Origin of the sequence: Sporosarcina thermotolerans, from assembly GCF_042658975.1 — a bacterium.
In the GTDB taxonomy this organism is placed as follows: domain Bacteria; phylum Bacillota; class Bacilli; order Bacillales_A; family Planococcaceae; genus Sporosarcina; species Sporosarcina thermotolerans.
The window spans coordinates 225494-245310 of record NZ_JBHSRM010000014.1; the positions used below are offsets into that span (position 1 = coordinate 225494).

At 40.7% G+C, this 19817-nt stretch carries 21 protein-coding genes; 14 read left to right on the top strand and 7 right to left on the bottom strand.

Annotated elements, in window-relative coordinates; translation table 11 throughout:
• The first annotated feature begins 17 nt into the window (after positions 1–17).
• The 4 genes from meaB (at position 18) to ACFPZG_RS12690 (ending at position 4711) form a co-directional block, all read left to right on the top strand.
• The gene (gene meaB / locus ACFPZG_RS12675) at positions 18–1058 is read left to right on the top strand and encodes a methylmalonyl Co-A mutase-associated GTPase MeaB (RefSeq protein WP_317940783.1); all 1041 of its coding nucleotides are present in this window, start codon (positions 18–20) and stop codon (positions 1056–1058) included.
• Between the two features lie 228 nt (positions 1059–1286).
• Entirely contained in the window at positions 1287–1727 is a 441-nt protein-coding gene (locus ACFPZG_RS12680; RefSeq protein WP_283732152.1) for a BrxA/BrxB family bacilliredoxin, read from the top strand.
• Between the two features lie 627 nt (positions 1728–2354).
• Entirely contained in the window at positions 2355–3785 is a 1431-nt protein-coding gene (locus ACFPZG_RS12685) for a serine hydrolase domain-containing protein (RefSeq protein ID WP_283732151.1), read from the top strand.
• A 110-nt stretch (positions 3786–3895) separates the two neighbouring features.
• Positions 3896–4711, top strand: coding sequence for a hypothetical protein (locus ACFPZG_RS12690; protein WP_283732149.1), 816 nt, complete (start codon positions 3896–3898; stop codon positions 4709–4711).
• 412 nt (positions 4712–5123) lie between these two features.
• Here the strand turns inward: ACFPZG_RS12690 and prli42 are convergent, their stop codons facing one another.
• Entirely contained in the window at positions 5124–5219 is a 96-nt protein-coding gene (prli42, locus tag ACFPZG_RS12695; protein ID WP_317940733.1) for a stressosome-associated protein Prli42, read from the bottom strand.
• 115 nt (positions 5220–5334) lie between these two features.
• On the opposite strand from prli42, the gene mce reads away from it, so the two are divergent.
• From mce to rnz, 6 genes are read left to right on the top strand one after another with little or no spacing between them, the layout of a single operon-like run.
• The gene (mce, locus tag ACFPZG_RS12700; RefSeq protein ID WP_283732147.1) at positions 5335–5754 is read left to right on the top strand and encodes a methylmalonyl-CoA epimerase; all 420 of its coding nucleotides are present in this window, start codon (positions 5335–5337) and stop codon (positions 5752–5754) included.
• Positions 5741–7288: an acyl-CoA carboxylase subunit beta gene (locus ACFPZG_RS12705; protein WP_317940732.1), complete on the top strand. Its 1548-nt coding sequence runs from the start codon at positions 5741–5743 to the stop codon at positions 7286–7288. Before mce ends, ACFPZG_RS12705 begins: the two co-directional genes overlap by 14 nt.
• A gap of 27 nt (positions 7289–7315) precedes the next feature.
• The gene (locus ACFPZG_RS12710; protein ID WP_283732146.1) at positions 7316–8443 is read left to right on the top strand and encodes a M20/M25/M40 family metallo-hydrolase; all 1128 of its coding nucleotides are present in this window, start codon (positions 7316–7318) and stop codon (positions 8441–8443) included.
• 2 nt (positions 8444–8445) lie between these two features.
• Positions 8446–8922 carry a chemotaxis protein CheW gene (locus ACFPZG_RS12715; RefSeq protein WP_317940731.1) on the top strand — a complete coding sequence of 159 codons (477 nt, stop codon included), beginning with the start codon at positions 8446–8448 and terminating at the stop codon, positions 8920–8922.
• Between the two features lie 57 nt (positions 8923–8979).
• Entirely contained in the window at positions 8980–10161 is a 1182-nt protein-coding gene (locus ACFPZG_RS12720; protein ID WP_317940730.1) for a DNA polymerase IV, read from the top strand.
• A gap of 16 nt (positions 10162–10177) precedes the next feature.
• A complete protein-coding gene (rnz, locus tag ACFPZG_RS12725; RefSeq protein ID WP_283732143.1) occupies positions 10178–11116 on the top strand; it encodes a ribonuclease Z in 939 nt (312 codons plus the stop codon).
• A gap of 54 nt (positions 11117–11170) precedes the next feature.
• On the opposite strand, the gene namA is transcribed toward rnz, so the two are convergent.
• From namA to ACFPZG_RS12740, 3 genes are all read right to left on the bottom strand, one after another.
• The gene (gene namA / locus ACFPZG_RS12730; protein ID WP_317940729.1) at positions 11171–12190 is read right to left on the bottom strand and encodes an NADPH dehydrogenase NamA; all 1020 of its coding nucleotides are present in this window, start codon (positions 12188–12190) and stop codon (positions 11171–11173) included.
• A gap of 85 nt (positions 12191–12275) precedes the next feature.
• The gene (locus ACFPZG_RS12735; RefSeq protein WP_317940728.1) at positions 12276–13400 is read right to left on the bottom strand and encodes a hypothetical protein; all 1125 of its coding nucleotides are present in this window, start codon (positions 13398–13400) and stop codon (positions 12276–12278) included.
• Positions 13401–13414: 14 nt separating this feature from the next.
• On the bottom strand, positions 13415–14557 hold the full coding sequence (locus ACFPZG_RS12740; RefSeq protein ID WP_283732141.1) for an SPFH domain-containing protein: 1143 nt from the start codon (positions 14555–14557) through the stop codon (positions 13415–13417).
• Between the two features lie 167 nt (positions 14558–14724).
• Between ACFPZG_RS12740 and ACFPZG_RS12745 the strand changes: the two genes are divergently transcribed.
• Together ACFPZG_RS12745 and ACFPZG_RS12750 are read left to right on the top strand one after the other, a co-directional pair.
• On the top strand, positions 14725–15669 hold the full coding sequence (locus ACFPZG_RS12745) for an MBL fold metallo-hydrolase (RefSeq protein WP_283732140.1): 945 nt from the start codon (positions 14725–14727) through the stop codon (positions 15667–15669).
• A complete protein-coding gene (locus tag ACFPZG_RS12750) occupies positions 15656–16411 on the top strand; it encodes an SDR family NAD(P)-dependent oxidoreductase (protein ID WP_283732139.1) in 756 nt (251 codons plus the stop codon). Before ACFPZG_RS12745 ends, ACFPZG_RS12750 begins: the two co-directional genes overlap by 14 nt.
• Positions 16412–16607: 196 nt before the next feature.
• Here ACFPZG_RS12750 and ACFPZG_RS12755 read toward each other — a convergent pair whose 3' ends face one another.
• A complete protein-coding gene (locus ACFPZG_RS12755) occupies positions 16608–16889 on the bottom strand; it encodes an alpha/beta-type small acid-soluble spore protein (RefSeq protein ID WP_283732138.1) in 282 nt (93 codons plus the stop codon).
• 130 nt (positions 16890–17019) lie between these two features.
• On the opposite strand from ACFPZG_RS12755, the gene hprK reads away from it, so the two are divergent.
• On the top strand, positions 17020–17943 hold the full coding sequence (gene hprK, locus ACFPZG_RS12760) for an HPr(Ser) kinase/phosphatase (RefSeq protein WP_283732137.1): 924 nt from the start codon (positions 17020–17022) through the stop codon (positions 17941–17943).
• Between the two features lie 39 nt (positions 17944–17982).
• On the opposite strand, the gene ACFPZG_RS12765 is transcribed toward hprK, so the two are convergent.
• The gene (locus ACFPZG_RS12765; protein WP_283732136.1) at positions 17983–18345 is read right to left on the bottom strand and encodes a DUF2500 domain-containing protein; all 363 of its coding nucleotides are present in this window, start codon (positions 18343–18345) and stop codon (positions 17983–17985) included.
• 65 nt (positions 18346–18410) lie between these two features.
• Positions 18411–18851: an OsmC family protein gene (locus ACFPZG_RS12770; protein ID WP_283732134.1), complete on the bottom strand. Its 441-nt coding sequence runs from the start codon at positions 18849–18851 to the stop codon at positions 18411–18413.
• Between the two features lie 131 nt (positions 18852–18982).
• Here ACFPZG_RS12770 and ACFPZG_RS12775 point away from each other — a divergent pair, with 131 nt between their 5' ends.
• Positions 18983–19804: a hypothetical protein gene (locus ACFPZG_RS12775; RefSeq protein WP_283732133.1), complete on the top strand. Its 822-nt coding sequence runs from the start codon at positions 18983–18985 to the stop codon at positions 19802–19804.
• Positions 19805–19817 lie beyond the last annotated feature (13 nt).

Genomic DNA, 19817 nt, shown 5'->3' on the forward strand with positions numbered 1-19817 from the left:
ACAGCGCATTGCATGTAATGAACGGCATTGAGTCCTCGCATGATGGCATGGTTGCCCCAACTCGCAAACGATTTGTTAAAAAAGAAAGAGCAATTGAGATCGAGGATCTTTACGCAGAAATCTGTAACGGGTCAAGACTTCATTTATCCAAAGCAATCACTCTATTGGAAAGCATAAATGTAACGGATAAGAAGGCGGGTCAAGATCTATTGAAAAAACTGCTTCCTCAGACAGGAAACAGTATTCGAATCGGCATAACGGGAGTACCGGGGGCTGGGAAAAGCACATTCATCGAAGCGTTCGGCCTTCAGTTGGCTGAGCGTGGGTCTAAGGTGGCTGTGCTCGCTATTGACCCAAGCTCAACTGTGACAGGCGGAAGCATATTAGGCGATAAAACAAGAATGGAGACGCTCGCGAGGCATAAGAACGCCTTCATCCGGCCGTCCCCCTCTTCCGGAACACTTGGCGGAGTCCACAGAAAGACACGGGAAACAATGCTCTTATGTGAAGCAGCGGGATACGACATCATCCTCATCGAAACAGTCGGTGTTGGCCAAAGTGAAACCGTCGTAAGGGGAATGGTCGACTTCTTCATGCTTCTTGTTTTAACTGGTGCCGGAGACGAATTACAAGGTATGAAAAAAGGGATAATGGAACTCGCAGACGCCATCATCGTCCATAAAGCGGATGGCGATAACTTGAAGCTTGCTAAAAAGACAGTAAGAGAATACAGTCAATTGCTTCATTTCCTCCAACCCGCAACATTAGGATGGACAACCATCGCCATGCCTGTTTCATCGCTACAAAAAACAGGACTCGACAAAGTCTGGGAAACCATCACCAACTTTCAAGATCAAATGATAGTAAGCGGGGTATGGAACGAACGCAGACAATCCCAAACAAAAGACTGGTTCCACTCCATGATCCGCGACCGACTAATCGACAACTTCTTCTCCGAAAAAGGGAAGAGAGAACTTGTAACTGATCTGGAAGGCCAGTTGTTGTCAGGCGATATCACAGTCGCAAACGCAGTAGACAGGATTTTCTCTAATGAATAACACTATTAGGATTGTAGCGGAAGGTGGCGACTCCAGCAACCCCTGCCTTAATTTCTGCAAAAGGAGCGCAGAAATACGGCAAATCGAACTCTTCGTAGTTCGATTGGAAAGCGTCCACCCGAAGCGAAAATCCGTTTTTTAGAAATTATTCATTTCCAATCTATCTTTTTTGCAACTAAATGTACCACCTGCTATGATAAACTCATACAAAGAAAGGGGACGACTAAAATGACAATGGACTTTAATTTTTATATGGATGACATCACAAAAACAGCACGCAACGAAATGGAAACAAGCGGCTACGAACAACTAACAACACCTGAAGAAGTAGACGCGGCATTCAAACGTTCCGGAACTACTCTAGTAATGGTTAACTCCGTATGTGGTTGTGCAGGAGGCATCGCACGTCCAGCAGCAGCACACGCCGTCCATTACGACAAACGCCCTGATCACCTTGTCACAGTTTTTGCAGGACAAGATAAAGAAGCAACTGCATACGCGCGTATGATTTTCGGCGAAGACCACCTTCCTTCATCGCCATCCTTCGCACTATTAAAAGATGGCAAACTTGTAGCAGAAGTAGGGCGCTATGAAATAGAAGGACATGACCCAATGTCGGTTGTAACAAACCTACAAGGTTATTTCGAAGAATATTGCGAAGAAGTATAATAAAGAAACAGTCCTATGCAGGTGAGGGCACTGAAAAATTCCTCTAAGGCAGATTATCGCGAGAATGGAAACGACTTGTCGTTTTCCATTCTCGCTTTTTTCATCTTGGAAGCCATGGGAACAAGGGGGATGTACTAAAATAGATTAGAAGATGGCGGCGTATACAGCAAGCTGGTCATTTAACGGGCTAAGATTATCGATGTTGTTCATTGTTGCGCGCATTTCCATGTAAGGGAATGCGCCCAGTATCACAATCGGGCCAGATTGGTGGTAGAATAGTATATAAAAAATTATTGGTTCATTTAAAGTTGTTTGGGATTAATCATAGTGAACCGTATCACAAATAGTGGTAAAACAGAGGAGAGAAATAGTCATAAGTAAGAATATTTTAGGAAATTTATAAGTGGACTCACTAATAAACAATGTTATAATTTAGGTAAAATTCATGAGAAACAGACTCCATAAAATCTTTAGGGGTCTGTTTTTTATAAATGAAATGAGGGGGAATCTAAGATAAGAACTCAAACATTTAGACTATTACTGTGTGCTTCAATTTTTGTAGTCTTCTTTTTAGCCTATTCTACTGAGGCTTCCGCAACTATTGATAATTTAGAAGAAAAAATTAAAATGATTGACGAAGAAATTGAATATAACATGAGGACACATAATATTCCGAGTATGGCATTTTCATTAGTGGACAGGAATGGTGTTGTATATTCTAAAGGCTACGGCACTTTAAATGTAGGAGATAAATCTGAACTAATAAACGAAAGCACTAATTTTCATTTAGGTTCAGTATCGAAAGTATTCGTTTCACTTGGTATCCTAAAACTCCAAGAGGAAGGTTACATAGATATTGAACAGCCTGTGGTTGATTATCTTCCTTGGTTTTCTACAAAAGATACTTTGCTTTCTAATGAAATCAAAATTGAGCATTTACTAAACCACTCCAGTGGATTACCTGGTAGGTTAAATGTACATGAGATTAGTAGTTTAGAAAGCAGAGAAATTATAAATAAAATTAAACACAAACTAAAGAATGTTACGTTAGTGGGAAAACCGGGGACTGTTAATGAATACACCAATATGAATACGGACTTACTACAGTTAGTAATAGAAGAGGTAACAGGCAAATCATTCATACAATATATGGAAGAAAACCTCTTTACTCCGCTTCAAATGAACCGGACAGGATATTTCATTTTTGATGATAGTCAATTGTCGAATACCGCAATGGGTCATCGATATCACTGGGGAAAGATAAAGCCTTTTAAAGAAGAATTAGTGTATGCAACATCCGCATCTGCTGGGCTATCATCAAATGTTGATGACTTATCAAAGTTTTTATGTTTACTATTAAACGATGGGCAAGGGGCACAAGGCAAATTACTGGATCGTAGTAGCATAGATCAAATGTTCAAACCCAATCAATACGGTGCAGGATACAACTGGAATGTGTACCCACATAATATTTCTATGGATGGTGGTTTACCAGGCTTTACGTCAACCATTGTACTTTCATCAGACAAAACCTTTGGACTTATCCTTTTAGCAAATTCTAAACAGGATATAACGTATCACTCTGGTTTTAACCTTTATAGAATAATAGATGGTGGAACACCCACGAAATTGTTGGAGAAGGACTTTCCAAAAATCCATTTACTTGTGCAGATAATCCTTTTTATTGTAATTATCTTTAGTATTTTAATCTTATATATAGTGGGATTAACTATTTTTCAACTATTTAAAGGTACGAAAGAGATTTCTTTTAGGAAGCCCAGTTTCAAGAAGATTAGGATCATTAGTTTCATTTTAATAATCTATTTAGGTATCATGTACTTCATATATATCCAAATGCCTTTTTACATTGGAGTACCAGCGTTACAGAATTTTAAAATGGAACCCGACACTGTGGGTTTGTTGTACATCATATCGGTAGTATGGTCGATTTTCACTATCCTGTTATGTGGAAAAATAATATTCATCCAAAAGACATGGCAATCAAGCGCTGGTCAATTAACTTCACCATTAAGAAAAAGTGAACCGTATCACAAGTAATAAGATAAAATGGGTCATCTTTGATAAAGTATTAATAGAGTACTCTACAATAAGGAAAATAAGAGAGATATAATGTATTTACTTAGGGAGGGTGGAGAGGGTGTTATTAAATGAGAGTGCGTGTTTATGATAAAGAAAAGGATACTTATTTTAAATCTGAAGTTTATGCAATAATTAACACTGGATACTATGAAAAGTTATTAGTGTTGACTCCTGAAGATATGGGGAATTGCTTAATGTTTTATGATTATTTGGATAAAACGCACAATGAACTTTCCGCACTTATTAATTCAATCAATTTAGCAAGACCAAGTGACTGGATTTATCTAAAATCACAATCTGTAGATGAGCAACTAGATAGATATAAGGGATTATTAAAATCAAATATCAAATTTTTTGATTATATTGGTTTTCCATGGTTGTGGAATAATACTGATTCCTTAATTAAGTTATTAAATGGCGAAGCAATTCCTCTAAGAGGTAGTATTTTTGAAAAAAATTTATATAGTGATATAAACCATACAGAATGGCATTTTATCGAGACGCAAGATGATGTGAATATGCTTATGAAACAGACGTGCTTTTTTCATGATTCTATTATTAATGAAATCAACTATGTTAGTGGGGGTTTTGTTGATTCCGATAAAATTATGAATTTAACTAATTTAAGAAAAGTAACGGTTAAAGTAGATAGCCAACAGTGTAGTAGTATTGAAATGATTTTTGAAGGAGTCACGGCTCTGAATCTAAGACCACCTTTAGATAATTACTCTGGTGATATTTATGAAGCATCAGTAATTGTAAAAGATGCTTCAGTTTTCTTTTGCGATGGCCAGTCGGAACAGATTGATACTAATTATAATGGGACATGGATTTATGCATATAGCTTGAAATGGCGTTTTTTTGATAGTGAAAATACTAATTAAATACAGATGAATTTAAGCCTGATAAATTACAAGATTTCGCAGTAAAACATTGATGTTAAATAAATTAAAAACCTCATTTGGAAATAATCTGAGGAATCTTATCATAAATCATGTTAATAAACAATAGAGCGCTTTTCCCCGCATAAGGGTGTGCTGTTTTAGGATTAGAATAAATAAGCAGATTCTTAGTTGATTGGAGTGGAAGCCGGCGACTCCGGGAGGATCAGCGGGACAGGTGAAACAACCAACGGAAGCGAAGCGAACGGGTTGGTTCACCGCACGCCCTCCGGAAAGCGTCCGGCTGGAATGCAAATCAACGGTTATTAAAGCAATTCCAGATAAGGGCGCGTTTTCGGATTAAAGGTTAGGACAAAAAAATGCACAGGCATTATAACCTGGGCATTTTTTTTTATTAAAGAAACATGCTTAATCCGAATAAAATACTAGAAGCAACCATTGCCAGAACCATCATATATACAACGAACTTTTGTACTTTTTTATTACTCATTAGGCAATCTCCTCACGATTCGATATACATACATTTTAACAGAAATACAGAATTTCTCAAGGTGTAGCGGAATTATTCACAAAACGTTACAATGAAATAGGGAGGGGGATGCGAGATGAAAAAAGTAGATCATATCGGTATAGCTGTCAGAGATATAACGAATGCGCTTCCACATTACATAGATACGTTGGGGCTTACTTTGCTTGGAATTGAAGAGGTAGAAAATCAGAAAGTGAAAGTGGCATTCATAGATGCTGGCAACGTCAAGCTTGAATTGTTAGAGCCTATTGGTGAAGAAGGCGCAATTGCTAAGTTCATCGAAAAGCGTGGAGAGGGAATCCATCATATTGCTTTCGGTGTAACGGATATTAGAAAACGAATGCTTGAATTGAAGGAAAAAGGTGTTCACCTACTTCAGGAGGAGCCGAATGTTGGTGCAGGAGGTGCCGACGTAGCCTTCCTACATCCGAAATCTTCCTTCGGCGTGCTTTATGAATTATGTGACAAAGGGGACAAGCCAAATGGACATTTATGATAAAATCAATGAATTATATGATAAGAAAAGAGAAATAGAGTTAGGCGGCGGTGACGAGCGAATTGCAAAACAGCATGAAAAGGGAAAATTGACAGCTCGGGAACGCATCAATCTGTTGTTAGATGAAGGGTCTTTTGTTGAATTGAATCCATTTGTCGTCCATCGAACACGCGATTTTGGCATGGATAAACAGACGGGTCCTGGTGACGGGGTAGTTACCGGTTACGGAAAAATCGACGGACGACCAGTCTACCTGTTTTCTCAAGACTTCACTGTGTTTGGTGGAGCACTTGGTGAAATGCATGCCATGAAAATTGCGAACGTCATGGATCTTGCTGCGAAAAACGGAGCACCATTCATCGGATTGAATGATTCGGGCGGAGCGCGTATTCAGGAAGGCGTCGTTTCATTGGATGGATATGGTGAGATTTTTTACCGGAATGCTATCTATTCGGGCGTCATCCCACAAATTTCGGTCATCTTAGGCCCATGCGCGGGCGGAGCTGTTTATTCACCAGCCATCACTGATTTTGTTCTTATGACAGATGAAACGAGCCAAATGTTTATCACAGGGCCTAAAGTGATAGAGACTGTAACAGGTGAAAAAATTTCTTCAGAAGACTTAGGTGGGTCAAAAGTACATAATTCAATTAGTGGAAATGCTCATTTCCGTGGGAAGGATGAAAAGACGGTTTTAGAGCAAGTTCGTCATCTGCTTTCCTATCTTCCACAAAATAATAACGAAAAAACACCGGAGTTGAAGGCGGATTCGAATGACGATTATCGAAATGATTTGGCAGACGTTGTGCCATTTGAAACGATTCGCCCTTATGACATTCGAAAAGTTATTGAGCAGGTTGTCGATGAAGGATCATTCCTTGAAGTACAGGCGGAGTTCGCGAAAAATGCAGTTGTTGGATTTGCGAGGATGAATGGTGAATCGGTCGGCTTGATTTGTAATCAGCCTAAAGTGATGGCAGGGGGGTTAGATATCAACTCTTCCGATAAAATTGCCCGGTTCATCCGGACTTGTGATTCATTCAATATCCCGTTAATCACATTTGAAGATGTGACTGGATTCTTCCCAGGTGTCAAACAGGAGCACGGGGGCATTATTCGTCATGGAGCTAAAATCCTTTATGCCTATTCTGAAGCTACCGTTCCTAAGATTACGGTCATCCTTCGCAAAGCATTTGGTGGAGCATATGTAGCATTGAATTCAAAAGCAATTGGCGCAGATGTCGTCTATGCTTGGCCGAACGCTGAAATTGCAGTGATGGGGGCGGAAGGTGCAGCTAACATTATTTTCGCACGTGAAATCATGAACAGTGAGAATCCGGAAGGTACAAGGGCTGAAAAGATTGAGGAATATCGAACGAAATTCTCGAATCCATATGTGGCAGCCTCGCACGGAATGGTCGACGATGTTATCGACCCAAGAGAAACTCGCATTAAATTATTGCAGGCGCTTGAAATGATGAGAAATAAACAGGAAACCCGACCTCGTAAAAAGCATGGAAATATTCCATTATAATTAAGAATTTAGAAGGAGAGAAACAAAATGAATGAGCAAAGATTATTAGAAGAGTTTTTTGAACTTGTACAAATCGACTCAGAAACAAAACACGAAGAAGTTATCGTAACTGTATTAAAAGAGAAAATGGAGGCGCTTGGTTTCTCCGTTTTTGAAGACGATTCCAAAGAAATTACGGGCCACGGGGCTGGAAACCTAATTGCGACTTTAAAAGGTACTGTCGAAACCGCGGATCCGATTTATTTCACTTGTCATATGGATACGGTAGTGCCAGGGAAGGGCATTAAACCAGAGTTACGAGAAGATGGCTATATTTATTCTGATGGAACGACGATTTTAGGGGCAGATGATAAAGCAGGCCTTGCAGCTTTATTTGAAATGGTAAGAGTTTTGAAAGAAAGTGGCCAGCCACATGGTGATATCCAATTTATCATAACAGCAGGTGAAGAAAGTGGACTTGTTGGGGCAAAAGCAATGGACCCTTCACATTTAAAAGCAAAATATGGCTATGCTGTAGACAGCGACGGTAAAGTTGGAGGCATTGTAACAGCTGCACCTTACCAAGCTAAACTTCATACAACCATTTATGGAAAGACTGCACATGCAGGAGTAGCGCCTGAAAAGGGAATCTCAGCTATTAATATTGCTGCGAAATCGGTTGCCGCAATGACACTTGGCAGAATTGACTCCGAGACGACAGCAAATATTGGTCGATTCGAAGGTGGACAGGCTACCAATATTGTATGCGATGAAGTTCGAATTTTAGCGGAAGCGCGTTCTATCAATCCGGAAAAACTGGATAAACAAACTGCGCATATGGTTGAGACTTTCGAAAAGACTGCAGCTGCAATGGGAGGAAGAGCCGAAACGGAAGTGAAGTTGGCGTATCCTGGCTTTAGTTTTGGAGAAGAGGCAGAAGTCGTTCAGACGGCGATGGAGGCAATCCGTAATATTGGTAGGACTCCAGAATTGATGACAAGTGGAGGCGGAAGTGACGGTAACGTATTTAATGGTACAGGTGTCCCAACTGTCACTTTATCTGTCGGCTATGAAGAAATCCATACGAAGAATGAGCGCATGCCGGTAGCGGAATTGAATAAGCTTACAGAGTTATTGATTGAAATTGTTCGGATTGCAGCTACGAAAGAGGCTTGACGATGGGCAATCTGAAGGCGGTCATCGTTCAATGTGGGCAAGAAGAATACGCCCTGCCCGTGGATATTGTCATTTCCGTTGAAAAGTTGCAGCAGGTGAACCCGATTCCGCATCTACCAGAATATATGCTTGGTTTGATGAAAATAAGGGGAGAACTAGTTCCCATTTTGGATTTTCAATGGATATTATATGATAATTCGGCTAAGGATCATAAAAATGCGAAAGTTGTAGTCGTCCAAACAGAAGGTCTTGATATCGGTTTACTCGTTCTCGATGCAAAGGAAATTCTCGATATATCTGAGGATACATTTACATCATCCGAATTATTAGCCCATTCAAAAACACCTTATTTTACAACGATTGTTAATTTGGAAGAACGGATGATCACAGTTGTTGATCCGCAAATTCTTTCAGAGAGACTTACTGGAATGGAAGTAATTGGAGACTATATTCGTTCGCTAAAAACACAGGAAACGTAAAATACTACCGGATGGTTTGCATCCATCCGGTTTATTTATTTAAATGGAGAGAGGCAAATGACAGAGACCAGAGTGTCACATACTAGAGTCATCCTACATCTTGATATGAATAGTTTTTTTGCTTCGGTCGAACAAGCCCATGACCCGAAATTGAAAGGAGTACCGATGGCGGTAGCAGGGAATCCGAAGGAAAGACGTGGCATCCTTGTCACTTGCTCGTATGAGGCTAGGGCGCTTGGGATTTATACAACGATGTCTGTAGGTGAAGCTAAAAGAATTTGCCCTGAACTTGTCCTTGTCCCACCTGATCACGAGAAATACCGGATCGCTTCTGATGCGGTTTTTTCGATTTTACGGACTTATACCGATCTTGTCGAACCCGTTTCAATCGATGAAGCTTTTATCGATATTACCAATATAGGCGGCTTGACGAATGCTGTACAAATTGCGACGCATATGCAACAGCGCATCTTGTCTGAATTGGATCTGCCTTGCTCCATAGGAATTTCTCCGAATAAATTTCTTGCAAAGACCGCATCTGATATGAAAAAACCGATGGGTATCACTATTTTGCGGAAAAGACAGGTACCTGATATTCTATGGCCACTTCCGGTTATTGAAATGCATGGCGTTGGGCAGAGTACAGAAAAGCGGTTGAATGAAATTGGCATTACGACGATTGGGGATCTTGCTAAAGTTGATGAAGTGCTTATTAAAGCTACGTTAGGTAAAAATGGGTTGCGCCTTCGAAACCGTGCCAACGGTATAGATCATCGACCCGTAGATCCGGAAGCTGCGGAAGAGCGTAAAAGTGTTGGGAGTTCTACAACATTACCAATTGACGAGACTGAATTGGATTCTTGCCTTGAAATATTCAAGCAATTAGCCGTTAAAGTTTCCAAACGGTTGGAGAGGAATGGATTAGCAGGAAATGTTGTTATGATTCAAATCCGTACGTCTGATTGGCGTAACCAAACAAGGAGCCGTACAGTATTGAACCCATTGTATAAATCAAATGATATTTACAAGGAAGCGGCAGATTTATTCAAACGACATTGGGACGGGGAACCCGTTCGGTTATTAGGCATTACCGTTTCAAATACCATTCCGATGAACGAGTTGTATGAACAATTATCTATTGATAATTTTGAGATGCATGCGAAAGATGCTAAAGTGGATGAACTCGTAGCGAAAATTGAGAAGAAATTTGGTCCAAACTCAGTTAAACGAGGAATTTAAGAAGGGAGCGACTCAAATGGAAATCTTTTTTTTAGGGACAGGTGCGGGCATGCCCTCCAAGATACGCAATACTTCTTCATTAATCCTGAACCTTTCAGCTGAACAGGAAGGGTACTGGATGTTTGATTGTGGCGAAGCGACCCAGCATCAGTTGCTTAGAACGTCAATTAAACCAAGGAAAATTAATAAGATTTTCATAACCCATTTACACGGAGATCATATTTTCGGTTTGCCGGGCTTCCTTGGTTCTCGTTCGTTTTTAGGTGGTGAAGAAGAGTTGACTATTTATGGTCCAGTTGGAATAAAGGAATGGGTAATCACCTCGCTAAGAATTACAAAGACTCATTTAACCTATCCGTTAACCATTAATGAGATAGATTCAAGTATACTTTTTGAGGATGATCAATTTAAGGTCACAACGAAGGAACTTGAACACGTAATTGAATGCTTTGGTTTTAGGATTGAACAAAAGTCACTGCCCGGAAAACTGCTCATTGAAAAAGCGGTGGAGGCTGGTGTGCCGAAAGGTCCTTTACTAAAAAGGCTAAAGGATGGGGAAGACGTTCAGTTGGACAATGGACAATACGTCTATAGCAAAGATGTAACTGGCGACCCTCAAAAAGGATTTATTGTTACAATCCTTGGGGATACACGATATTGTGAAGCATCGCTTGAGTTGGCAATGGATGCAGATATTTTAGTTCATGAAGCGACTTTTGATAGTGAAACTGGCGAACTTGCGAAAGAATACGGGCATTCTACAATCGCTGATGCCGCAAGGACTGCAAAAGCTACCAACGTCAAAGCGTTAATCGCAAATCATATCAGTGCCCGTTTCATGCCAAGTGATCTTGCGAAATTAAAAGAACAAGGCTCTACCATCTTCCCGAATCTTTTTATCGCTGAAGATTTCAGCCATTTTGAATGGAAAGATGAACAATTGATGAAAAAATAAGCTGTCGCAGAGTCATAAAAATGACCGCGACAGCTTTTATATATTGAAAAACGTTTAAAAACTCCAACCACGCACGTATTGAACTGGTGGCTCAATCTCTACATCTAATTCCTTTGCAGCTGAATAAGCCCAATACGGATTCCTCAACAATTCGCGCGCCAGTAAGACCAAATCAGCCCGTTCGTTTTTCAAAATTTCTTCCGCTTGAATTCCCGATGTTATTAATCCCACTGCTCCTGTTGCAATTCCTGCACCCTTTTTGATTTCTTCAGCAAAAGGTACTTGATAACCTGGAAATGCATCGATTTTGGCAGGAACGACTGCACCTGAACTCACATCAATCAAATCAACACCTTGTGTTTTCATCCACTTCACCATCTCGACGTATAGAGTTGGTGACATACCGCCTTCTACATAATCCTTTGCAGAAATACGGACGAATAATGGACCGTCCCATACTGAACGGACTGCATCAATAATTTCACGTAAGATGCGGTACCGATTTTCGGATGAACCACCATAAGCGTCATCTCGCTTATTTGATAAAGGGGATAGGAATTCATTGATAAGATAACCGTGTGCGCCATGCAATTCGATTACATCAAAACCAGCCTGTTTCGCTCGGATTGCACCATCTTTGAATGCATTAACCACTGTTTTAATATCTTCCACTGTCATTTCAACAGGAGTTTTATAGTGTTCATTGAATTGAATTGCACTTGGTGCATAAATGTCACCATCTACAGTCGCTTTTCTACCAGCATGGGCAAGTTGAATTCCTGTCTTTGCACCATGCTGTTTCATAAGACGTACAATTTCAGAAAGTCCTTCAAGATGGTCATCATTCCAAATTCCAAGATCCTGGGCTGAAATGCGACCTTCCTGTAAAACTGCTGTTGCTTCGACAATTATCAAACCAACTTGTCCGACAGCGCGGGTGGCATAATGGATTTTATGCCAATCTTCCACTTTCCCGTCCATATTATGAGAAGAGTACATGCACATCGGTGCCATAACAATCCGATTTTTGAACTCCACACCACGAATTGAATATGGTGAAAATAATTTTGCCATTTCCTGACCTCCTTCCGTTACAATAACCAAATTATAGCAAACTGCCTGACAGAATGCGTTTTGTTTGCTCTACTAATGCCAATGCTCACATATAATCTTTGAAGAAATAAACGACGCCTACTACAAGAGCTAACAACATCACTATAATAGATATTTTCCATACACTGACAGGGGCGTGACCACTAACTTTACCTGTTTGGCCATTAACTAAAAAGCGATAAACCTTATTATTATAATTAAATGAAGAAATCCACATTGGCAGTAAAATATGTTTAAATGTGATTCCATCGTAGTTTGTTTGGACATTAACAATCCGAACTTCATCACCGGTTTCCTTGCGAAGAATTCCGTTTCGGATTCGGGAGTCAATTATGTCCCTGGCCGAATACCATCCGTTTTTTAGCGAAATCGAGTACCGTTCAGCAAGAAAACCCGAAAGGTATTCCGTGCGATAGTCAAGAAGGCCAGAGAGTTGGAAAGGCTCAACCCGGTCGATTAATCCGGAAGCGACATTTTTTGATGCCTTTACAAGGACATCATCATAGAATTTCTGGTAATTGCCGCGTTTTGTACGCCATCTGATCTTTCGGACTTGTTCTGTAATCTGTTCGGTCTTACCGTCGCGATGTACCGTCCTGGTTTCCATTACGTAATAATAGGTGCCGATTTTTACAGTGTAGTCGGAATCAGTGTCCGAATCGAAGGTCCAATATGGAATATAAGCACCATTTATCTTCTGTAGTTCATAATTATGTTTTAATTTTGAAGGGGCGAAATATCGTTTTGCAATCCATTTTTTGAATTTATTTACGGCTTCATCTTTTGAAATATGAAACGGAATGACAAGTGCCGGTTTTATGCCGGCATCGTTTTCGGTTACCGTAATATGGGATGACCCACAAAATGTACAGAAATCAGCGACTTTATCCTTATCCAATAAAGTTTCCGCACCGCAGTTGTCACATTTGAATACCCTTTTTTCATCTCCCCAGCTATGATCAGCCTTATCAAGAGCATCCAAGTAATCATGCTCGGTCGTATTTTCCCTCGTTGCTTCGATTTCAACTTCCGTTCCACAAAAAGGGCATTTCAATCCCCGTGTATCTGGATCATAAACCGCATTCCCTCCGCAAGAGGCACACTGGTTCACTTCAGTGTCTTCGTGTTTATTTTCATCCATGAAGTCATCGGCATTATCCAATTTAGTCACCCGGTTTCACCTCTTTACCCTTCAAGTCCCTCTCCACAATCACCGCAAAACTTGGCTGTAGGCCCATTTACCGTACCGCAAGAATTGCATATTTTCTCGGTTACTTGTTTTGTTCCGCATTCACCACAAAATTTTGAGCCTTCTTTAATTTCCGCTTTACAATTAATGCATGGGATCGTCTTCTGTTGTACGGATTTCCCGCAGTCAGGACAGAACTTCGCACTAACTCTAATCTGAGCCTGGCAATGAGGACAGGCCATTTTTGCTGGTTCAGCCGGCGGAGTGGCTTGTTGCTGATTTTGATTTAATGCATTAGCCATCACATTTCCGATTGCGGCTCCTGCGCCAATGCCTGCACCTGTTGCAGCCATTCCACCACCTTCATTGCGCGCAGCATCGCGTAGTGCTTCGGCGGCTTGATATTGCGTGTACGTATTCAAGTTTCCAAGCACACCCATTGTCGTCCGCTTGTCCATAGCTTGCTCGACTTCTTTTGGTAAAGACAAATTCTCAATATATAAGGAAGTGATTTCAAAACCGAATTTTGCAAATCGTTCCTGCATCTTATCTTTACCTTCGTTGCTAAGTTCGTCATAATGCATGGCAAGATCAAGCGCTGGGATTTGTGATTCAGCAAATAGATCCGTCAACCCTGATAAGATCATCTTTTTCAAATGGCCTTCAATGCTGCTTGTATCATACGAAGCATTAGTTCCAAATAACTCTTTTAGAAAGATGACAGGTTCTGATACTCTATAGGAATAGATCCCATACCCACGTAAGCGAATTATCCCGAAATCAGGATCACGCATCATAATAGGATTCGAAGTTCCCCATTTTTGATCAACAAATTGCTTTGTATTAATGAAATAGACTTCCGCCTTGAAAGGGGAGTTGAATCCTGTTTTCCAAGACTTCAGCTTTGTTAAAATCGGCATGTTTTGGGTATATAAAACATGGTGGCCGGGAGTGAATACGTCAGCGATTTCACCTTCATTCACAAAAATCGCTACTTGCGACTCCCTGACAATCAGACTTGCCCCCATTTTGATTTCATTATTTTGCACTGGAAAACGATATACCATTGTATTAGAACTTTGATCTGTCCATTCAATAACTTCGATAAATTGGCTCTTAAAAAAATTGAAAAATCCCATATCGATCCCCCTTGAAAAAAGTTATGGTCATTATATCATATACGTATAAGGGGATAGAAAGTTTCAACGGTTTTATAGGGGATGACATAGGTTTCTAAAAGAGGTAGAATGGACTGAATACCGATTCAGTATGTGAAAATCTGTTGTTAGTTGAGGGAGTTAAAAATATGATACATAAAATTGCTATTCCGACACCATTCGCAGTTGGCGATGTAAATGCATTTGTCGTAAAAGGAGATGCGTTATCACTTGTCGATGCCGGACCGAAAACGCCGAAAGCTTATGAAGCACTAAAACAAGGACTGAATGAAATCGGCTATACATTCAAGGATATCGAACAGGTGATTTTAACCCATCATCATCCTGATCATGCGGGTTGGATGGACGCCTTTGACAAGGCAGAGGTTATCGGTCACCCATATAATGATCTTTGGTTAAAAAGAGATGCAGAATTCATGAAGTACCACGATAAGTTTTATTTGGAACGTCTGATAGAAGAAGGAGTTCCCGAGTCCAAATTCCACTGGCTTGAAAAGATGAAACGTCCAATTAGGTTGATGGGGGAACGGACGCTGGATCGAATAATTGGGGAAGGCGACGAATGGACAGGGCATCCTAACTGGATTGTGATGGAAACACTTGGACACGCCCAAAGTCATATTGCCTTATTTAATGAAAAGACGGGTGAGATGATTGGAGGGGATCTTGTTTTGGAGAAAGTATCTTCCAATCCATTGATCGAACCTCCTGCAAATCCTGAAGCGGATCGACCGAAGTCGTTGTTACAATACAATGCTTCATTGACACGATTATTAGATCTTCCTATAGACATCGTATACGGTGGCCATGGGAATGAAGTGCATAATGTACATGCCCTAGTCGAAACAAGACTACAAAAACAGCATGATCGCGCAATAAAAGTGCATGGCATGCTGAAAGAAGGGCGCAAAACGATTTATGAGCTTACGCAACAATTGTTCCCGGCTGTTTATGAAAAGGAATTAGGACTCACTTTATCCGAAACGATTGGACAAGTGGATTATTTATTATCAAAAGGGCTTATCCGGGAAAATCTCGGAGAAGGCGGCGTCTTGTATTATGACCAAGCGTAAGGTTTTGATTACAGGTGCAACGAGCGGAGTCGGTTTTGCAGTGGCAATGCGCTTACTGGCGGACACGGATAATTTTACGGTCATTGGTACGGGAAGGGCTCCGGATAAGCTATGGGAATTGCAAAACGAAGGGGCAGAAGCTGTACCTGCAGATGTGACGAACATGGAGGACATGGAAAGGGTTTTGGATAAGATCGGCCCTCCGGATATTGTTATCTTTTCCGCAGGTGTCGGCTTTTTCGAGTCAGCCCACCTAATGCCCGAGGAATCAATCCGTGCTATGATGGAAACGAATGTCATAGCTCCGTTTTTATTAACCAAACGCATCTTGCCGCAAATGATGGGACGTCAAAAAGGTCATCTTATCTACATCGGTTCCCAGGCTGGAAAAGTAGCTACGCCCAAAGCGTCAGTTTACGCAGCGACAAAGCATGCATTGATCGGCTATACGAATGCGTTACGCATGGAAGTTGCTGAATTCGGCATTGATGTTAGCGTCATTCATCCCGGGCCGATCGATACTCCATTTATTGATGGGGCAGATCGTACGGGGAGGTATAGGTCATCATTAGGCAAGCATTTGTTGCAAGTAGGTACTGTAGCAGATGCAGTTTTGAAAACGATTGAAAAGCCTGTTCGGGAAGTCAATCTACCTGGGGTTATGGGGTTGACGAGTAAACTATATTCGATTGCACCTAAATTGGTTGAAAAGGTTGGACGTAAATATTTCATGAAAAAATAGCTGTCTTAGAGACAGCTATTTTCATTGAGGTTATTCGTGCAAACGCTCGTTTTTCTACGGAAGCGCTCGTTTAATCGTGAAACCGCTCGTTTACTCGTGAATCCGCTCGTTTATTTCGAAAAGCGCTCGTTTACTTGTGAATCCGCTCGTTTATTCCGAAAAGCGCTCATTAATTCGCAAATCCGCTCGTTTATCCTCACAAGCCCTCGTTTTTCGCCATCTGTTCCTGCGCCAGCCTCACCATTTCTTTCACCATATTTCCTCCAATCGGACCACCGATTTTTCCGGCTTGCTCCGATGTCAATTTTCCATTATATCCATCCGATAACGGAATACCTAATTCCTTTGCGACTTCATATTTCACCGCATCCGGACGCCTATCATCAACATCGTACCCTTTAGCCCGCATGACATCTGCTTTCAATCGATCCAGCTGTTCACGTGCTTGAGGAACTAATATTTTATTTTTTCTTGCCATCTTAACCGCTCCTTTCTTTCATAGTCTTAACCGATCCACTAAAAACATGTAAATAACTATGTAGAATAAGCTAAAATATTCCTTTCCATGTTATACTATTGTCAAATTATACAAGCAGGGAAGTGTGGGAATGAACACAGTTACGATTGCTGACATCGTGAAACGTTTTAAATTGGAAGTGCTGATTGGGCATAACCAACTAAATAAAGTTTTGAAAAAAACAAAAGTGAGAAGGCCAGGATTAGAATTCATGGATAAGTTCGATTTCATCGCTACAGAACATGTGCAAATCCTTGGCAAAAATGAAATTAATTATTTGCATACATTATCGGACGAGGAGTGCAAATTGCGAATCGCTAATATTGTCCAGTATGACCCGCCTTGTATTATTATCACCTCCAATCAGGAAGAGCCGCTTGGGCTTCTGCGCTATTGTACAGATAATCACATACCTGTTTTACGGACACCCGACTCGATGACTGAGATGAGCGCTAAATTAGACGCATATGTTACGAAGGTGATGGCGCCAGAGATTGCAGTTCATGGAGTATGTGTGAATGTAGCAGGAATTGGGATTTTATTACGCGGAAAATCTGGGGTGGGGAAAAGTGAAACCGCCCATACGTTAATCGGAAGAGGGCATCGGCTGATTGCGGATGATATCGTTGTGCTTAAAAAACTGAGTCCGCAGACACTTTTAGGGACGCATAATGAAAAGAATAAAGAATTTCTTGCATTACGAAGCATCGGTTTATTGAACGTCGTACGACTTTACGGACGGGCAGCATTTCAGGATGAAAGCCGAATCGCTCTTGATATTGAATTGACAGAGTGGCAGGAAAATGCGTTGAATAATGAACTTGAACTGGATGAAAAATTCAAGACGTATATGGACGTCCCGATTCCGCATATTCAAATCCAATTGCAGCCGGGAAGAGATGTGGCGGGTTTGATTGAAGCGGCTGCGAATAATTGGTATTTGCAACAGCAAGGATATAGTGCTGCTGATGAATTCATGAAGCGTCTTGAACCGGAATTTGAGGAGGATAATTAAAGAAACCCGCCAATTCGGTATTGGCGGGCTCAAATCGTCTTATTTCCTTTCAAATCCTAAATATCGGGTCCCTTGGAATGCAAGCATACCGATGTCACCTTCCGCAAGCATTCCGTATTCCTTGGCGCTTACACTCAATTCCATCCGATCTCCGCTTTCCACTTGGAATGTTGCATAATACCATGTAGAGGCAGATGAATCGCCGCTTCCACCTGAGGTATGCGCCCGCTTTGTTACAACATGCGCTGGCACTGTCAGTCGAGGTGAATTGTTGTTTTTGGACCATTGTCCGATACTCTTAACAATCACGACAATGAAAAAGCCAATGACTAATGCAAACACAATAAAGAAGAAAATAGGGCCAAAAGAAAACATGAAATCGTCGAATGCATTAAATCCCATGGCGCCACCTCCGTTTGAATCTATTATAGAATACGTCTGTTAGGGAATAAGGTTTCAGCTGACCACTATTGAATAATCGCTTCAACTGTAACTTCTACATTACCTTTTAAGGCTCTGCTAATCATACACGAATCTTCCGCTTTCATAATCAGTCTCTCTGCAATTCTTTTTTTATCTTCTGAAGTGTCCTCATGCAAAACGAGTACAGGCTTATGTATGATCTTCTTATATGTAACAACGCCATTCGTATAGTCGACAACCCCAACGGATTCCATCGTCAAGCTTGTCTTCTCAATGCCGCTTCGCTCAAGCATCGCCGCAAGTGTGATGATATAGCAGGTTGCAGCTGCTCCAAGCAACATTTCATCCGGATTTGTCCCAATTCCAGGGCCATCCATTTCGACTGGTATCGAAACTTTTGTCTTCAAATTCAACGTTTCAATCGACCCTACGTCATTACGTAATCCCGGCCAGTTTGCCTTTAAATGAAATAAATGTTCCGCCATTATAACAACCACCTTTTGTATGAATTAGTTATAGTATAATTCATAATTCTTCTATTTTGTAGTTGTTGGTTTAGTTAGAAAATAGTAAAATTAAGGAAAAAAGCTATTCAGGGAGAGTGGGAGTAAGCGTTATGAAGATAGAATACGGAGAATATGGAGTTCCTGATGAAGTAAAAAAATTGATAGAATTGGAAAATACATTGAAGAAAAAGGGATTAACACTGGATACAATAGGCTTGGTGCCCATCCAAGATTTTTTTTCATATTGGATAACTCCACCAGATGTAATTCCGTTTGCCCATACTGGTGGGGATGGAGTTCATTTTGGGTTTTTAACTGATTTTGGATCAATAACTGATTTGAATGAAGCACCGATTGTTTGTGTTACGCCTACAAATGATCCACCGATACGCTTAACGGCACGAAATATCAATGAGTTTATGACGATAGCCTCGTTTGTTCCGCATGTTGGGCTATTGGATAATTGTTGGCCTTGGAAGGATAAAGAATCCACAGAGCTGATTTTTAAAGATTACCTTACAGACAGTTGGCAAATAAATAGAGATAAGCTTTTGGAACTTCTACAAGAGGTGTTCTGCACGAAGAAGGTGGACGTTGCCGAATATGTTCAAACAGTTCTCCATGAACGTGAAGAAAGTATTGTTTTAAAAACTTATGATGGCCTGGGAATCAAGGGAGCAAATGTTGATCTTCATAGACGCTACTCTTTTGATCCTGAAAGAAGGCAGGATAAGGAACAGATCGTTAGAATGAAACTCTTCTTGAAAGACGCAACATATGAAGAAAAATTGGGTTTTACACGAGATGCAATGTTCTGGTATGTATTAACACCAGATTATGACAGTGAAGTTTTAACCTTGGTTATTGACCTTTTGAAGTCCCTAAATTTAAAGGATGAAGTAAGAAGGCTGACCTTTAGAAACCGTATATGACAGAAAGAAGTAC

Excerpts from the sequence above, each read along its gene's own strand:
- meaB (WP_317940783.1), top strand. The coding sequence starts at position 18 with ATGAACGGCATTGAGTCCTCGCATGATGGCATGGTTGCCCCAACTCGC.
- ACFPZG_RS12745 (WP_283732140.1), top strand. The coding sequence starts at position 14,725 with ATGATACATAAAATTGCTATTCCGACACCATTCGCAGTTGGCGATGTA.
- namA (WP_317940729.1), bottom strand. The coding sequence starts at position 12,190 with ATGGCAAAATTATTTTCACCATATTCAATTCGTGGTGTGGAGTTCAAA.
- rnz (WP_283732143.1), top strand. The coding sequence starts at position 10,178 with ATGGAAATCTTTTTTTTAGGGACAGGTGCGGGCATGCCCTCCAAGATA.
- ACFPZG_RS12690 (WP_283732149.1), top strand. The coding sequence starts at position 3,896 with ATGAGAGTGCGTGTTTATGATAAAGAAAAGGATACTTATTTTAAATCT.
- hprK (WP_283732137.1), top strand. The coding sequence starts at position 17,020 with ATGAACACAGTTACGATTGCTGACATCGTGAAACGTTTTAAATTGGAA.
- ACFPZG_RS12710 (WP_283732146.1), top strand. The coding sequence starts at position 7,316 with ATGAATGAGCAAAGATTATTAGAAGAGTTTTTTGAACTTGTACAAATC.
- prli42 (WP_317940733.1), bottom strand. The coding sequence starts at position 5,219 with ATGAGTAATAAAAAAGTACAAAAGTTCGTTGTATATATGATGGTTCTG.
- ACFPZG_RS12685 (WP_283732151.1), top strand. The coding sequence starts at position 2,355 with ATGATTGACGAAGAAATTGAATATAACATGAGGACACATAATATTCCG.
- ACFPZG_RS12750 (WP_283732139.1), top strand. The coding sequence starts at position 15,656 with ATGACCAAGCGTAAGGTTTTGATTACAGGTGCAACGAGCGGAGTCGGT.
- ACFPZG_RS12680 (WP_283732152.1), top strand. The coding sequence starts at position 1,287 with ATGACAATGGACTTTAATTTTTATATGGATGACATCACAAAAACAGCA.
- ACFPZG_RS12775 (WP_283732133.1), top strand. The coding sequence starts at position 18,983 with ATGAAGATAGAATACGGAGAATATGGAGTTCCTGATGAAGTAAAAAAA.
- ACFPZG_RS12740 (WP_283732141.1), bottom strand. The coding sequence starts at position 14,557 with ATGGGATTTTTCAATTTTTTTAAGAGCCAATTTATCGAAGTTATTGAA.
- ACFPZG_RS12720 (WP_317940730.1), top strand. The coding sequence starts at position 8,980 with ATGACAGAGACCAGAGTGTCACATACTAGAGTCATCCTACATCTTGAT.
- ACFPZG_RS12715 (WP_317940731.1), top strand. The coding sequence starts at position 8,446 with ATGGGCAATCTGAAGGCGGTCATCGTTCAATGTGGGCAAGAAGAATAC.
- ACFPZG_RS12765 (WP_283732136.1), bottom strand. The coding sequence starts at position 18,345 with ATGGGATTTAATGCATTCGACGATTTCATGTTTTCTTTTGGCCCTATT.
- ACFPZG_RS12755 (WP_283732138.1), bottom strand. The coding sequence starts at position 16,889 with ATGGCAAGAAAAAATAAAATATTAGTTCCTCAAGCACGTGAACAGCTG.
- ACFPZG_RS12705 (WP_317940732.1), top strand. The coding sequence starts at position 5,741 with ATGGACATTTATGATAAAATCAATGAATTATATGATAAGAAAAGAGAA.
- mce (WP_283732147.1), top strand. The coding sequence starts at position 5,335 with ATGAAAAAAGTAGATCATATCGGTATAGCTGTCAGAGATATAACGAAT.
- ACFPZG_RS12770 (WP_283732134.1), bottom strand. The coding sequence starts at position 18,851 with ATGGCGGAACATTTATTTCATTTAAAGGCAAACTGGCCGGGATTACGT.